This is a genomic window from Pseudomonas sp. RC3H12, assembly GCF_018596375.1.
In the GTDB taxonomy this organism is placed as follows: Bacteria; Pseudomonadota; Gammaproteobacteria; order Pseudomonadales; family Pseudomonadaceae; genus Aquipseudomonas.
The window spans coordinates 642024-655554 of sequence record NZ_CP075595.1; the positions used below are offsets into that span (position 1 = coordinate 642024).

Sequence of the window (13531 nt, forward strand, 5' to 3'; positions counted from 1 at the left end):
AAAAGCAGCACTCGCCTGCATCATTAAAAAGCCCCATGACAGACCACGCCATCGACCAACTGCTGAAGAACCTCGACCACGCCATGATCGCCGACCGCCATCGGTTGCGCCGGCAATTGCACGAGCTGCGCAAGCGCCCCGACGAGGGCAAGCTCGCGCAGTGGGTGGAAAAGGTCCAGGCCTCCTGCGCCCAGGTCACCGCGCGCCAGCAGAGCGTGCCGAGCATTCGCTACGACGACAACCTGCCCATCGCCGCCAAGCGCGACGAGATCAAGAAGGCCCTGGCCGAGCACCAGGTGTTGGTCATCGCCGGCGAGACAGGTTCGGGCAAGACCACCCAGTTGCCGAAGATCTGCCTGGAGTTGGGCCGTGGCAGCCACGGCCTGATCGCCCACACCCAGCCTCGGCGAATCGCCGCGCGCAGCGTCGCGGCGCGGGTCGCCGAGGAGCTGGGCACGCCGTTGGGGGCGCTGGTGGGCTACCAGGTGCGCTTCGAGGACCAGAGCGATTCGAACACCCTGGTCAAGCTGATGACCGACGGTATCCTGCTGGCGGAGACCCAGCACGACCGCTTCCTCGAACGCTACGACACGATCATCGTCGACGAGGCTCACGAGCGCAGCCTGAACATCGATTTCCTGCTCGGCTACCTCAAGACCTTGCTGCACCGCCGCCCTGACCTGAAGCTGATCATCACCTCGGCGACTATCGACCTGGAGCGCTTCTCCAAGCACTTCGACGGCGCGCCGATCATCGAGGTGTCCGGCCGTACCTACCCTGTAGAAACCTGGTACCGCCCGCTGACCAGCGAACAGGATGAGGAGGGCAACCAGGTCGAGGAAGACCTGTCGGTCGACCAGGCGATCCTTGCCAGCCTCGACGAGATCGCCCAGTACGAGCGCAGCCAGGGCAAGGGCCCGGGCGATGTACTGGTGTTCCTGCCCGGCGAGCGTGAGATTCGCGACGCCGCCGAGATCCTGCGCAAGGCGCAGTTGCGCCACACCGAGATTTTGCCGCTGTATGCGCGGCTGTCGCCGGCCGAGCAGCAGCGTATCTTCCAGTCCCACAGCGGCCGGCGCGTGGTGCTGGCGACCAACGTCGCCGAAACCTCGCTGACCGTGCCGGGCATCCGCTACGTGATAGACAGCGGCACCGCGCGCATCAGCCGCTACAGCTACCGCGCAAAGGTCCAGCGCCTGCCCATTGAGGCAGTGTCCCAGGCCAGCGCCAACCAGCGTAAAGGCCGTTGCGGCCGGGTCGAGCCGGGCATCTGCATCCGCTTGTACAGCGAGGACGACTTCAACGGCCGGCCGGCGTTCACCGATCCGGAGATCCTGCGCACCAACCTGGCGGCGGTGATCCTGCAGATGCTGCACCTGCGCCTCGGCGCCATCGATGCCTTCCCGTTCATCGAGCCGCCGGATGGCAAGGCCATCAGTGACGGCTTCAACCTGTTGCAGGAGCTGTCGGCGGTCAATCGCGAGAACCAGCTGACGCCGCTGGGCCGCCAGCTGGCGCGTCTGCCGATCGATCCACGGTTGGGCCGCATGCTGCTCGAAGGCGCCCGCCAGGGCAGCCTGCAGGAAGTGCTGATCGTCGCCAGCGCATTGTCGGTGCAGGACCCTCGCGAACGCCCACCGGAGCGTCAGCAGGCCGCCGACCAGGCCCACGCCCAGTGGAAGGATGTCGATTCCGACTTCGCCGCGCTGGTCAACCTGTGGCGCGGCTTCGAGGAACAGCGCCAGGCGCTGACCGCCAACCCGCTGCGCAACTGGTGCCGCAAGAACTTCCTCAACTACTTGCGCCTGCGCGAGTGGCGCGATGCCCACCGCCAGCTGGCGCTGATCTGTCGCGACCTGCAACTGACGATGAACAAGGACGCCTGCGACTACCAGCGCATGCACAAGGCGATTCTCAGCGGCCTGCTCAGCCAGATCGGCCAGAAGACCGAGGAGGGCGACTACCAGGGCGCACGCCAGCGGCGGTTCTGGATTCACCCGTCGTCGGGCATTGGCCGCAAGCGGCCGCAATGGGTGATGGCCGCCGAACTGGTGGAAACCACCAAGCTGTATGCGCGCATGGTGGCCAAGATCGAACCCGACTGGATCGAGCCGCTGGCCACCCACCTGATCAAGAAAAACCACTTCGAACCGCACTGGGAGAAGAAGCGCGGCCAGGTGGTGGCCTACGAGCAGATCACCTTGTACGGGTTGATCCTGGTCGGACGCCGCCCGGTGCATTTCGGTCCGATCGACCCCGTCACTTCCCGCGAGCTGTTCATCCGTGATGGCCTGGTCGGCGGTGAGATCCAGTCCCGGGCCAAGTGCCTGGCGGCCAACAAGCGCCTGCTGGAGCAGCTCGACGAGCTGGAGGCCAAGGCCCGCCGGCGCGACATTCTCGCTGACGAAGAAACGCTGTACGCCTTCTACGAAGCGCGCCTGCCCGCAGAGATCCACCAGACCGCGACCTTCGATGCCTGGTACCGGATGACCAGCCAGAAGGACGCCAACCTGCTGATCATGCGCGAGGAGGACGTACTGGCCCGCGAGGCCAGCGAGGTCACCGCAGCGCAGTACCCGGATCACTTGCAGGTGGGCGAACTGCGCCTGTCGCTGAGCTACCACTTCGAACCGAACCATCCACGTGACGGCGTGACCGTGCGGGTGCCGGCGCCGTTGCTGCCCAACCTGCCGGGCGAGCGCCTGGAATGGCTGGTGCCGGGCCTGCTCGAGGCCAAGTGCATCGCCCTGGTGCGCAACCTGCCCAAGGCCCTGCGCAAGAACTTCGTGCCGGTGCCGGACTTCGTCAAGGCCGCACTGTCGCGCATGGTCTTCGGCGAGGGCGCGTTGCCCCAGGCACTGGGCCATGAGCTGCTGCGCATGACCGGGGCGCGGGTGTCTGACGAGGCCTGGGCGGAAGCGACCGGGCTGGTCGAAGGCCATCTGCGCATGAACATCGAAGTGGTCGATGCCCAGGGCAAGTTCCTCGGCGAGGGCCGCGACCTGGCCGAACTGACTGCCCGTTTTGCCGCCGCCAGCCAGGCCGCCCTGGCCTTGCCGCGCAACGACAAAGCCGAACAGCCGGTACAGGCCAAGGTATTCGAGCAAGTGGCGCAGACCGCCCAGCAGAAGATCGCCGGGCTGTCGATGACCGTGTACCCGGCACTGGTGGAAGACAACGGCACGGTACGCGAGGGGCGGTTCTCGACCCAGGCCGAGGCCGAGTTCCAGCACCGACGTGCCCTGCAGCGCCTGTTGCTGCAACAGCTGGCCGAGCCGGCCAAGTTCCTGCGCGGCAAGCTGCCAGGGCTGACCGAATTGGGCCTGCTATATCGCGAATTGGGCCGGGTCGAGGCACTGGTGGAGGATATCCTGTTGGCCAGTCTCGACAGTTGCGTGCTCGAAGGTGAAGACCCGCTGCCCCGTGATGGCGCGGCCCTGGCCTCGCTGGCCGAACGTAAGCGTGGCAATTGGAGCGAGCATGCCGAGCGCCTGGCGCGCCTGACCTTGGAGGTGCTCAAGCTGTGGCATGGCTTGCAGAAGCGCTTCAAGGGCAAGATCGACCTGAGCCAGGCGGTGGCGCTCAACGATATCAAGCAGCAACTGGCCAACCTGGTGTATCCGGGCTTCGTGCGCGAGACGCCGGGGGCCTGGTTCAAGGAATTGCCGCGGTATCTCAAGGCCGTGGAACTGCGCCTGGAGAAGCTGGGGTCGCAGGTACAGAAGGACCGGGTGTGGAGTGGCGAGCTGGCCAATTGCTGGGCGCAATACCAGGCCCGTGCCGACAAGCATGCCCAGGAAGGCAAGCGCGATGAGCAACTGACCTTGTACCGCTGGCTGCTGGAGGAGTACCGGGTGTCGTTGTTTGCCCAGCAATTGGGTACCAAGGTGCCGGTTTCCGACAAGCGACTGAGCAAGCAGTGGAGTCAGGTGGAAGCCTAACCGTTGCAACTTGTGGCAAACTTGGCGGAATTTGGGGCCGCTTTGCGGCCCATCGCTGGCAAGCCAGCTCCCACAGGGTACGCATTGAACTGAGGGAGCTGGCTTGCCAGTGATCGAGGGCCAAGCCCTCGTCTGTGAATTGGTACCAAGGTGCCATTATGTTGCCCTTTTCCCGGCCTGCGCCGCATGGCGATGGCCTTTGACCAGAGGAACGACCGTGCACAACGTCGTCATCAGCGGCACCGGCCTGTATACCCCGGCCCAGAGCATTTCCAACGAAGAACTGGTGGAGTCCTTCAACACCTGGGCACAGCGCTTCAACCGCGACAATGCCGCCGCCATCGAACGTGGCGAAGTCGAGGCGGCGCCGCTGTCCGATGCCGCCTTCATCGAAAAGGCCTCGGGCATCAAGAGCCGCTTCGTCATGGACAAGGCCGGCATCCTCGACCCGCAGCGCATGAAACCGCGCCTGCCTGAGCGTTCCAACGACGAACAGTCGATTCTCTGCGAAATGGGCGTTGCCGCTGCGCGTCAGGCGCTGGAACGCGCCGGGCGCACAGCCGCCGATGTCGACGGGGTGATTGTCGCCTGCTCCAACCTGCAGCGCCCGTACCCGGCCATCGCCATCGAAGTGCAGCAGGCGCTCGGTATCGAGGGCTTCGCCTTCGACATGAACGTCGCCTGCTCGTCGGCCACCTTCGGTATCCAGACGGCAGCCAACAGCGTGCAGTTGGGCCAGGCCCGCGCGGTGCTGGTGGTCAGCCCGGAAATCTGCACCGGTCACTTGAACTTCCGTGACCGCGACAGCCACTTCATTTTCGGTGACGCCGCCACCGCGGTACTGATCGAGCGTGCCGACCTGGCCACCTCCGCGCACCAGTTCGATATTGTCAGCACCAAGCTGTGGACCGCGTTTTCCAACAACATCCGCAACAACTTCGGCTTCCTCAACCGCGCCGCGGAAGAGGGTATCGGCTCGCGGGACAAGCTGTTCGTGCAGGAAGGCCGCAAGGTATTCAAGGAAGTCTGCCCGAAGGTCGCCGAACTGATCGGCCAGCACCTGGATGAAAACGGCCAGCAGCCGAGCGATGTCCAGCGTTTCTGGCTGCACCAGGCCAACCTGAGCATGAACCACCTGATCGTCAAGAAGCTGTTGGGCCGCGAAGTGGACGAGCAAGAGGCACCGGTGATTCTCGACCGTTATGCCAACACCAGCTCGGCAGGGTCGGTGATCGCCTTCCACCTCTACCAGGATGACCTGGCCAAGGGGTCGCTGGGGGTGCTGAGCTCGTTCGGCGCTGGTTATTCGATTGGCAGCGTGATCCTGCGCAAGCATTGATGCCTGCCCCGCTCCCACGTTCTTCGCAGGCAAAAAAAGCGGGAAATGCTGGATGGGGTCAGCATTTCCCGCTTCAGGGTGGAGTAAAGGAGCCTGTTGCTTAGAACTTCGCTTCCAGATCCACCTGCAGCGTATCTACGTCAGCATCGCTGTTCGGCAGGTTGGAGTAGTCGGTCTTGGCCATCAGGTAGGCCGCGCCCAGGGAGAAGTTCTTGTCGATCTCGTAGCCGACCTTGAACTTGTGGCCACGCGACCCGGTGAAGCCGTTGCCGAAGTCGGAGTCGGTGAAGGCGCTGACCACCGCGTTACGCTGCACGTCGCGGTAGTTGTAGTCCAGGCTCCAGGCGCCGACCTTGGTTTTCAGGCCGGCCAGCCAGGCCTTGTCCTTGCCGTCGGTACTTTCGGTGTTCTTGACGAACTGGCCATAGGCCGAGAGCGGGATGGCAAAGCCGGTGAAGTCCACCTGGCCGAAGCCTTCCACCAGGTTGAACTCGTTGGTGGTGTTACCCAGGGCACGCAGGACGGTCGACTCCTTGTCGTTGTCGTAGCCGTAGATGCTGCCGCCCACGGTGAACTTGAGGGTGTCGGCCGCGTTGAACTTGGCACCCAGCTGGCCGTGGTACAGCTGTGCGTCGTGCTTGAACTGCACGCCGTCGCCGTCGACGTTGTCCTTGAGGGTGTAGTGGCCGGCACTGCCGAACAGTTCGGTGGCGCCCAGGTTGGTCTTGTAAGTGACCGCCACGCCTTCGGGGTTGATGTCGCTGTCCCAGATGATGTCGCCCATGCTCACCCATGGCTGAGCCATCTTGCCGCCGATCAGGTGCAGGTTGGGGATGGCGGTCGGGTGCCAGTCGAGGTAGGCCAGGTCGACCCACAGCGATTTCTTCTCGAAGTAGTTGTCCAGGCTTTGGTTGGTCGAGCGGGCATCGGCGCTGCTGCCGGTGGCCACGCGCACGCCGGCGTCCACTTGCGGGTTGATCTCGCTGTAGAAGCCGACACGGGCGCGGACGCGCTCACGGTCCTGGTTGCCACTGCGCGAGATCGGGTTGTCGACGTTGACGTCTTCGTAACGCAGGCGCACATCACCCTTGATCTGGGTCTTGGCGGCCCACGCCACTTTCTGTTCGAACGAGCTCATGCGTTCGGACTGGGCTTTCTGGTCGGCCTTTTCCTTGGTTTCCTTTGCCAGGTCGCCCTGCAGTTCGTTGTACTGCGCCTGGTTGATCGAGCCATTGGCGCGGAGCATTTCGAGCAGCTTGGCGTCGACAGCAGCACTGGCCGGAGTACTCAGAGCCAGCATCATGCCGGTGAGGCTCACTCCGGTAAGTGTAGAAACAAGACGCATAAGGTTCTCCCTGTTGGAAAAAGTGGGGAGGCTCAAGCGCCCGCCCCCAAGTTGGCATGTCTTCGGAAAGGGCCTGACTAGACAGGTTCTGGGGTTCCGGAAAACAGGCGCAAGTATTGCGGGGGCGAATGACAGAATAATGTCTAAACAGTGGCACTGTTGTTAAGTAAAGCGGCCGTCATTTGAGTGTCACGGTCGACTTGGCAATACTGGCACTCTCTTTTCAGCGAGTCGGAAACGTGATCAGCCTCCACAGCCTTGCCCACCTGCGCGACCTGCCGGCGACCACCTGGGACGCGCTGGCGCCCGACGGCCAGCCGTTCCTGCGCCATGCCTTCCTCACGGCCATGGAGGACAGTGGCAGCGTGGTGCCTGACACTGGCTGGGCCGCCGAACACCTGGTGCTGGAGCGCGACGGTGAGGTCCGGGCGCTGCTGCCGGCGTACCGCAAGTGGCATTCGTTCGGCGAGTACGTGTTCGACCATGGCTGGGCCGATGCCTGCGAGCGCGCAGGTATCGCCTACTACCCCAAGCTGCTGGGTGCAGTGCCGTTCAGTCCGGTAAGCGGCCCACGCCTTTTGGCCGCCGACCCGAGTGATGGCCTTTTGCTGTTGCAGGCCATCCCCGAGTACCTGGGCAAGGGCGGGCTGTCGGGCGCGCATATCAACTTCACCGATACTGCGTTGGATGAGGCGCTCACCGGTCTGCCAGGCTGGATGGAACGCCTGGGTTGCCAGTTCCATTGGCGCAATCGGGGTTATCGGGACTTCCAGGACTTTCTCGACACCCTCAGCTCACGCAAGCGCAAGCAGATGCGCAAGGAGCGTGAACAGGTGGCGGGGCAGGGGATCGACTTCGCCTGGTACCGGGGCGACGAGCTGAGCGAGGCGCAGTGGGATTTTGTCTACCTGTGTTACGCCAACACCTACGCCGTGCGCCGGCGCGCGCCCTACCTTACCCGTGAATTCTTCAGCCTGATCGCCGAGCGCATGCCCGAGGCCATCCGGGTGGTCATTGCCCGCCAGCAGGGGCGCGAGGTGGCCATGGCGCTCAGCCTGATCGGGGGTGACAGCCTGTATGGACGGTATTGGGGGTGCCTGGATGAATTCGACCGGCTGCATTTCGAGACCTGTTTCTACCAGGGCATGGATTTCGCCATTGGCGAAGGGCTGCAGCGTTTCGATGCCGGGGCCCAGGGTGAGCACAAGTTGATTCGCGGCTTCGAGCCGGTGATCACGCGGTCGTGGCATTACCTGCTGCATCCGGGATTGCGCCGGGCGGTAGAGGATTTTCTGCTGCAGGAGCGGGCGGGGGTGAGGGCGTATGCCGAAGAGGCGCGCGGGATGCTGCCGTATCGCCAGGCATGAAGATCAAGGGGCACGTGGGAGCGGGCTTGCCCCGCGATGGCGTCAGATCAAGCTGTCGTGTCGCCTGATCTGACGCCATCGCGGGGCAAGCCCGCACGCCGATTTTCCCATGCCGTTTTCTGTATCAGTCCACCCCGACGAACCCACCTGTCTGGTGATGCCACAATCGCGCATACAGTCCACGCTGCGCCAATAGCTCGGTGTGGCTGCCACTCTCGACGATATGCCCCTTGTCCAGCACGATCAGCCGGTCCATGCGGGCGATGGTCGACAGGCGGTGGGCGATGGCGATCACCGTCTTGCCCTGCATCAGCGTCTCCAGGCTCTCCTGGATCGCCGCTTCGACCTCCGAGTCCAGCGCTGAGGTGGCCTCGTCCATGATCAGGATCGGCGCGTTCTTCAGCAGCACCCGGGCGATGGCGATGCGCTGGCGCTGGCCGCCGGAGAGCTTCACGCCGCGCTCGCCGACATGGGCGTCGAAGCCTGTACGGCCCTGGGCATCGGACAACTGCGGGATGAACTCGTCGGCCCGTGCCCGGCGGACAGCCTCCCAGACTTCCTCGTCACTGGCATCCGGCCGGCCGTACAGCAGGTTGTCGCGGATCGAGCGGTGCAGCAGCGAGGTGTCCTGGGTGATCATGCCGATCTGCGCGCGCAGGCTGGCCTGGTTGACCTCGGCGATATCCTGGCCATCGATGAGGATGCGCCCGCTGTCGATGTCGTACAGGCGCAGCAGCAGGTTGACCAGGGTCGACTTGCCGGCGCCGGACGGGCCGATCAGGCCGATCTTCTCGCCGGGGCGGATATCCAGGTTCAAGGCATCGATCACCTTGCCGCCCTTGCCGTAGTGGAAGTCGACATGGTCGAAGCGCACCGCGCCGCGGCTGACCTTGAGTGTCGGCGCGTGGGGCCTGTCGCTGACGGTGACCGGCTGGGCGATGGTCTGCAGGCCGTCCTGGACCATGCCGATGTTCTCGAAGATGCCGTTGACCACCCACATGATCCAGCCGGACATGTTGACGATGCGGATCACCAGGCCGGTGGCCAGGGCGATGGCGCCGACGCTGATCAGCGACTGGCTCCACAGCCACAGGGCAAGGCCCGTGGTTGCGACCACCAGCAGGCCGTTCAGCGAGGTGATGACCACGTCCATGCTGGTGATCACCCGCGAGGCCAGCTGGGTCTTCTCGGTCTGCTCGCTGATCGCCTCGCGGGCGTACTGCTGCTCGTAGTCGGTGTGGGCGAACAGCTTGAGGGTGGCGATGTTGGTGTAGCCGTCGACGATGCGCCCCATCAGTTTGGAGCGTGCGTCGGAGGAGATCACCGAGCGTTCCTTGACCCTTGGCACGAAGTAGTACAGCGCGCCGATATAGCAGGCGATCCACACCAGCAACGGCAGCATCAGCCGCCAGTCGGCCTCGGCGAACAGCACCAGTGCGCTGATGGCGTAGATCAGCACGTGCCACAGCGCGTCCACCGCCTGCACCGCCGAATCACGCAGGGAGTTGCCGGTCTGCATGATGCGTTGGGCGATGCGCCCGGCGAAGTCGCTCTGGAAGAAGTTCAGGCTCTGCTTGAGCACGTAGGTGTGGTTTTGCCAGCGGATCAGGCTGGTCATGCCCGGGCTGATGGTCTGGTGCACCAGCAGGTCGTGCAGGCCAAAGAACACCGGCCGCAGCACCAGCACCACCACCAGCATCCAGATCAGCTCGCCACTGTGCTCGCTGAAGAAGTTGGCGTTGGGTGTGCCTTGGGCCAGGTCGATGATCCGGCTCAGGTAGCTGAACAGCGCCACCTCGATCAATGAGGCGATCAGCCCGACGATCAGCAGGGCGAGGAAGCTCGGCCAGACCTGGCGCAGGTAATAGAGATAGAAGGGCCAGACCTTGCCGGGAGGCGCCTCGCTCGGCGCCTCGCGGAAGATGTCGATCAACTGCTCGAAACGACGGTACAGCATGGGTGACGACACTCCTGTTCGACCCGACTCACGTCCCTGTGTGGTGCGGGATCAGTCGATGCGTTTGGCCGACTTGATGTACACCGGGTCGGCCGGCACATCACGCATGCCTTTCTTGACGGTGGTAGGCGAGTTGACGATCTGGTCGACCACCTCCATGCCCTTGGTGACCTTGCCGAACACGGCGTAGCCACGGTCGCGGCCCGGGTTGAGGAAGTCGTTGTCGGCGACGTTGATGAAGAACTGGCTGGTGGCCGAGTTCGGGTCGGAGGTACGCGCCATGGACAGGGTGCCACGGGTGTTCTGCAGGCCGTTGCTCGCCTCGTTGCGGATCGGGTCCTGGGTGCTCTTCTGTACCATCTGCTCGGTGAAGCCACCGCCCTGGACCATGAAGCCAGGGATCACACGGTGGAAGATGGTGTTGTTGTAGAAGCCGCTGTCCACGTACTGGAGGAAGTTCTTGGTACTGATCGGCGCTTTTTCTGCGTTCAGCTCGATTTCGACCTGGCCGAAGCTGGTGTCCAGCAGCACGTGCGGGGTCTTGTCGGAGGCCATGACGCTGGTGGCGAAGGCGACCGAGCAGGCGGTGAGCAGAAGTTTTTTCAGCATGGGCTCAATGATCCTTGAGAGGTGGAAGCGGCTGCGAGGAACTGCAGCAGGGTCTGGTTGAAGACCTCAGGTTGGTCCAGGGGCGTAGCGTGCCGCGAATCGTCGATGACCGCCAGTCTGGCGTTGGGCATCAGGGCGACGTAACGTTCTTTCAGTTGTATCGGTGTGTAATCGTTGTCGGCGGCGATCACCAGGGTGGGACAGCGGATCTGGCCGATGCGTTCCTGTACGCCCCAGTCGACGATGGCGTCGAAGCTTTTCAGATACGCACGCTTGTCGTTGCGCGCCCAGCGCTCGGCCATCTTGCGCCGCAGTTCGGCCTGCTCCGGCTTGGGAAACAGCCGTGCGGCCAGACCCTTGCCGACGGTCTCGACGCTGAGCAGGCGCGCCAGGCCCCAGCGCTTGAGCCACCAGATCCAGTCGCTGCGGGTGCGGCGCTTGACCTCCGGGGCGCTGTTGACGATGCACAGGCTGCGCAGCCACTCGGGGTGGTCGACGGCGAACTGGAAGCCGACCATGCCGCCCATGGACAGGCCGACGAAGTGCACCGGGCCGGTGTCCAGGTGACGGAGCAAGGCCAGCAGATCCTCGCTGAAAGTCTTTATCTGGTAGCCCGAGCGAGGCTTGGACGATTGCCCGTGGCCACGGATGTCCATGAGGATCACCCGGTACTGGCGGGCGAGCTCGGGCACCTGCAGTTCCCAGTCCTGGCTGCTCGAACCCAGCCCGTGCAGCAGCACCAGGGGCTCGCCCTGACCGTGTTCCTCGTAATGCAACTGGCATCCTTGCTGTTCGAAAACGGCCATGGGCGCGGTCCTCTCAGGCTTGCGGGGGGGCTGCGAAGGGCACGTCCAGCGGCGCGGTGTCGAAGTTGCGCAGCAATTCGATGAGAATCTGCGTGGCCGGGCCCAAGGTCTTTTCCTTGCTGGAGTAAAGGTAGAACAGTGGATGGCGGCTGCCACCCTGATCCAGCGGCAGGGGCTTGAGCACGCCTTCGCGCAGCTCGCGCTCGATCATGTGCCGGGGCAGCCAGGCAAAGCCCAGGCCGCTGCCGACGAAGGTGGCTGCGGTACCCAGGCTGCCCACCGTCCAGCGCTGCTCGGCGCCGAGCCAGCCGACATCACGCGGCTGGGCCCGACCGGAGTCGCGGATCACCACCTGCAGCTGGCTTTCCAGGTCCTGGAAGGTGATTTCGCGGCCCATGCGGTGCAGGGCATGCTCGGGATGGGCGACGGCGATGAACTCCACCGGACTCAGTTCGGTGCCCAGGTAACCGCCGATGTTGAAGCTGCTGATGGCAAGATCGGCGATGCCTTCGTGCAGCACTTCCTCGACCCCGGACAGCACCTCTTCGCGCAGGCGCACCCGGCAGCCGCGGCTCTGCGGCATGAACGCTGCCAGGGCGCGCACCAGGCGGGCGCTGGGGTAGGCGGCGTCGACCACCAGGCGCACCTCGGCTTCCCAACCCTGCTCCATGTGATGGGCCAGGTCTTCCAACTGGCTGGCCTGCTTGACCAGTTGCCGCGAACGGCGCAGCAGCACGCTGCCGGCCTCGGTCAGCACCGCCTTGCGCCCATCGATACGCAGCAACGGAACGCCCAGTTGTTCCTGCATGCGCGCCACGGTGTAGCTCACCGACGATTGCGAGCGGTGCAGGGCCTCGGCGGCCTGAGCGAACCCGCCGTGGTCGACCACCGCCTGCAGGGTCCGCCACTGATCCAGGGTAACGCGCGGTGCTTTCATCCAGGGCTCCTGTTGTCCTAAGCTGCGCTCTTCCCAAGGAGAGCGCCCGTATGAAGAAATGTTGTGCGGCTTTGCTGTTGTGCCTGCCCCTCGGGGCCATGGCTTACCCGATCGACGTGGAGAAGGACCTGACCGGGGTCAAGGTCGACTACACCGCCTACGACACGGCCTACGACATCGGCTCGATCAGCCTCAACAACTATGGGCAGGTGCCGGCGGCGTGCAAGGTCATTTTCCGCAACGGCCCCGAGGCGCCACGGGTGCGCCGGGTCAACGTGCCCGCCGGCAGGAGCGTGGATGTCACCGCCAAGTTCAACCGGCAGATCATCAGGCTGCGCATCGTGCTTGACTGCAAAGCGCAATAAACAGATTAATCGATAGGTTGATCCCACTTTTTACGCTTTTTTATCGATAGGTCAACCTCTAATCTCACCTCCATCGAATCGCCACCCCTTACCGCCGATGGAGGCACCCATGTCCCGCGTACTGATCATCGAAAGCAGCGCCCGCCAGCAGGATTCCGTTTCTCGTCAACTGACCCAGGACTTCATCCAGCAATGGCAAGCAGCGCATCCGGCCGACGAGATCAAGGTGCGCGACCTGGCCGTGAACCCCGTGCCGCACCTGGACGCCAACTTGCTCGGCGGCTGGATGAAGCCCGAGGAACAGCGCAGCACCACCGAGCGTGAGGCACTTGAGCGCTCCAACGCGCTGACCGACGAATTGCTGGCCGCCGACGTACTGGTGATGGCTGCGCCGATGTACAACTTCACCATCCCCAGCACCCTGAAAGCCTGGCTTGACCACGTGCTGCGCGCCGGCATCACCTTCAAGTACACCCCGACCGGCCCCCAGGGACTGCTCAACGGCAAGCGCGCCATCGTGCTGACCGCCCGCGGCGGTATCCATGCCGGTGCCAGCAGCGATCACCAGGAACCTTACTTGCGCCAGGTGATGGCCTTCATCGGTATCCATGATGTGGACTTCATCCATGCCGAAGGCCTGAACATGAGCGGCGAGTTCCACGAGAGGGGCCTGAACCAGGCCAAGGCCAGACTGGCCGCGGTGGCCTGAGCCGCGACGAATTCCCAACCCTGACACCTTGTTGCTCCTTTGGGTGTGCCTGCCCGGCCATAGAGATGGCCGGGCTTTTTTTGCTCGCAGACAGTGCGCATCCTGTGCCGGCCTGATCGCCGACAAGCCAGCTCATGGATACAGCGCAGTCCTTGA

10 protein-coding genes are annotated in these 13531 nt (G+C 64.0%); 5 read left to right on the top strand and 5 right to left on the bottom strand.

What is annotated here, in order from left to right; genetic code table 11:
- The first annotated feature begins 35 nt into the window (after positions 1–35).
- Positions 36–3941, top strand: a complete 3906-nt coding sequence (hrpA, locus tag KHO27_RS03040) for an ATP-dependent RNA helicase HrpA (protein ID WP_214501159.1) — start codon at positions 36–38, stop codon at positions 3939–3941.
- A 217-nt stretch (positions 3942–4158) separates the two neighbouring features.
- Positions 4159–5280, top strand: a complete 1122-nt coding sequence (locus KHO27_RS03045) for a beta-ketoacyl-ACP synthase III (RefSeq protein ID WP_046856652.1) — start codon at positions 4159–4161, stop codon at positions 5278–5280.
- A 100-nt stretch (positions 5281–5380) separates the two neighbouring features.
- Here the strand turns inward: KHO27_RS03045 and KHO27_RS03050 are convergent, their stop codons facing one another.
- Positions 5381–6625 (bottom strand): putative porin, encoded by a 1245-nt coding sequence (locus KHO27_RS03050; protein WP_110697993.1) that lies wholly within the window; start codon positions 6623–6625, stop codon positions 5381–5383.
- Positions 6626–6864: 239 nt separating this feature from the next.
- On the opposite strand from KHO27_RS03050, the gene KHO27_RS03055 reads away from it, so the two are divergent.
- Positions 6865–7992 carry a GNAT family N-acetyltransferase gene (locus KHO27_RS03055; protein ID WP_214501160.1) on the top strand — a complete coding sequence of 376 codons (1128 nt, stop codon included), beginning with the start codon at positions 6865–6867 and terminating at the stop codon, positions 7990–7992.
- 124 nt (positions 7993–8116) lie between these two features.
- Here the strand turns inward: KHO27_RS03055 and KHO27_RS03060 are convergent, their stop codons facing one another.
- Genes KHO27_RS03060 through KHO27_RS03075 form a run of 4 tightly spaced genes read right to left on the bottom strand, consistent with a single transcriptional unit; the run spans position 8117 to position 12301 of the window.
- Positions 8117–9949: an ABC transporter ATP-binding protein gene (locus tag KHO27_RS03060; protein WP_110697997.1), complete on the bottom strand. Its 1833-nt coding sequence runs from the start codon at positions 9947–9949 to the stop codon at positions 8117–8119.
- A gap of 51 nt (positions 9950–10000) precedes the next feature.
- The gene (locus tag KHO27_RS03065) at positions 10001–10558 is read right to left on the bottom strand and encodes a peptidylprolyl isomerase (protein ID WP_214501161.1); all 558 of its coding nucleotides are present in this window, start codon (positions 10556–10558) and stop codon (positions 10001–10003) included.
- Entirely contained in the window at positions 10552–11364 is an 813-nt protein-coding gene (locus KHO27_RS03070) for an alpha/beta fold hydrolase (protein ID WP_110698001.1), read from the bottom strand. Before KHO27_RS03070 ends, KHO27_RS03065 begins: the two co-directional genes overlap by 7 nt.
- 13 nt (positions 11365–11377) lie before the next feature.
- Positions 11378–12301, bottom strand: a complete 924-nt coding sequence (locus KHO27_RS03075; protein ID WP_028693074.1) for a LysR family transcriptional regulator — start codon at positions 12299–12301, stop codon at positions 11378–11380.
- Between the two features lie 50 nt (positions 12302–12351).
- Here KHO27_RS03075 and KHO27_RS03080 point away from each other — a divergent pair, with 50 nt between their 5' ends.
- A complete protein-coding gene (locus KHO27_RS03080) occupies positions 12352–12666 on the top strand; it encodes a 3-phosphoglycerate kinase (protein ID WP_110698003.1) in 315 nt (104 codons plus the stop codon).
- A 109-nt stretch (positions 12667–12775) separates the two neighbouring features.
- Complete coding sequence (locus KHO27_RS03085) at positions 12776–13375, top strand: FMN-dependent NADH-azoreductase (protein ID WP_110698005.1); 600 nt, start codon at positions 12776–12778, stop codon at positions 13373–13375.
- The last annotated feature ends 156 nt before the right edge of the window (positions 13376–13531 follow it).

What these genes read in the sequence shown, in the direction of transcription:
- hrpA (WP_214501159.1), top strand. Translation starts at nt 36, where the DNA reads ATGACAGACCACGCCATCGACCAACTGCTGAAGAACCTCGACCACGCC.
- KHO27_RS03080 (WP_110698003.1), top strand. Translation starts at nt 12,352, where the DNA reads ATGAAGAAATGTTGTGCGGCTTTGCTGTTGTGCCTGCCCCTCGGGGCC.
- KHO27_RS03070 (WP_110698001.1), bottom strand. Translation starts at nt 11,364, where the DNA reads ATGGCCGTTTTCGAACAGCAAGGATGCCAGTTGCATTACGAGGAACAC.
- KHO27_RS03065 (WP_214501161.1), bottom strand. Translation starts at nt 10,558, where the DNA reads ATGCTGAAAAAACTTCTGCTCACCGCCTGCTCGGTCGCCTTCGCCACC.
- KHO27_RS03075 (WP_028693074.1), bottom strand. Translation starts at nt 12,301, where the DNA reads ATGAAAGCACCGCGCGTTACCCTGGATCAGTGGCGGACCCTGCAGGCG.
- KHO27_RS03085 (WP_110698005.1), top strand. Translation starts at nt 12,776, where the DNA reads ATGTCCCGCGTACTGATCATCGAAAGCAGCGCCCGCCAGCAGGATTCC.
- KHO27_RS03060 (WP_110697997.1), bottom strand. Translation starts at nt 9,949, where the DNA reads ATGCTGTACCGTCGTTTCGAGCAGTTGATCGACATCTTCCGCGAGGCG.
- KHO27_RS03050 (WP_110697993.1), bottom strand. Translation starts at nt 6,625, where the DNA reads ATGCGTCTTGTTTCTACACTTACCGGAGTGAGCCTCACCGGCATGATG.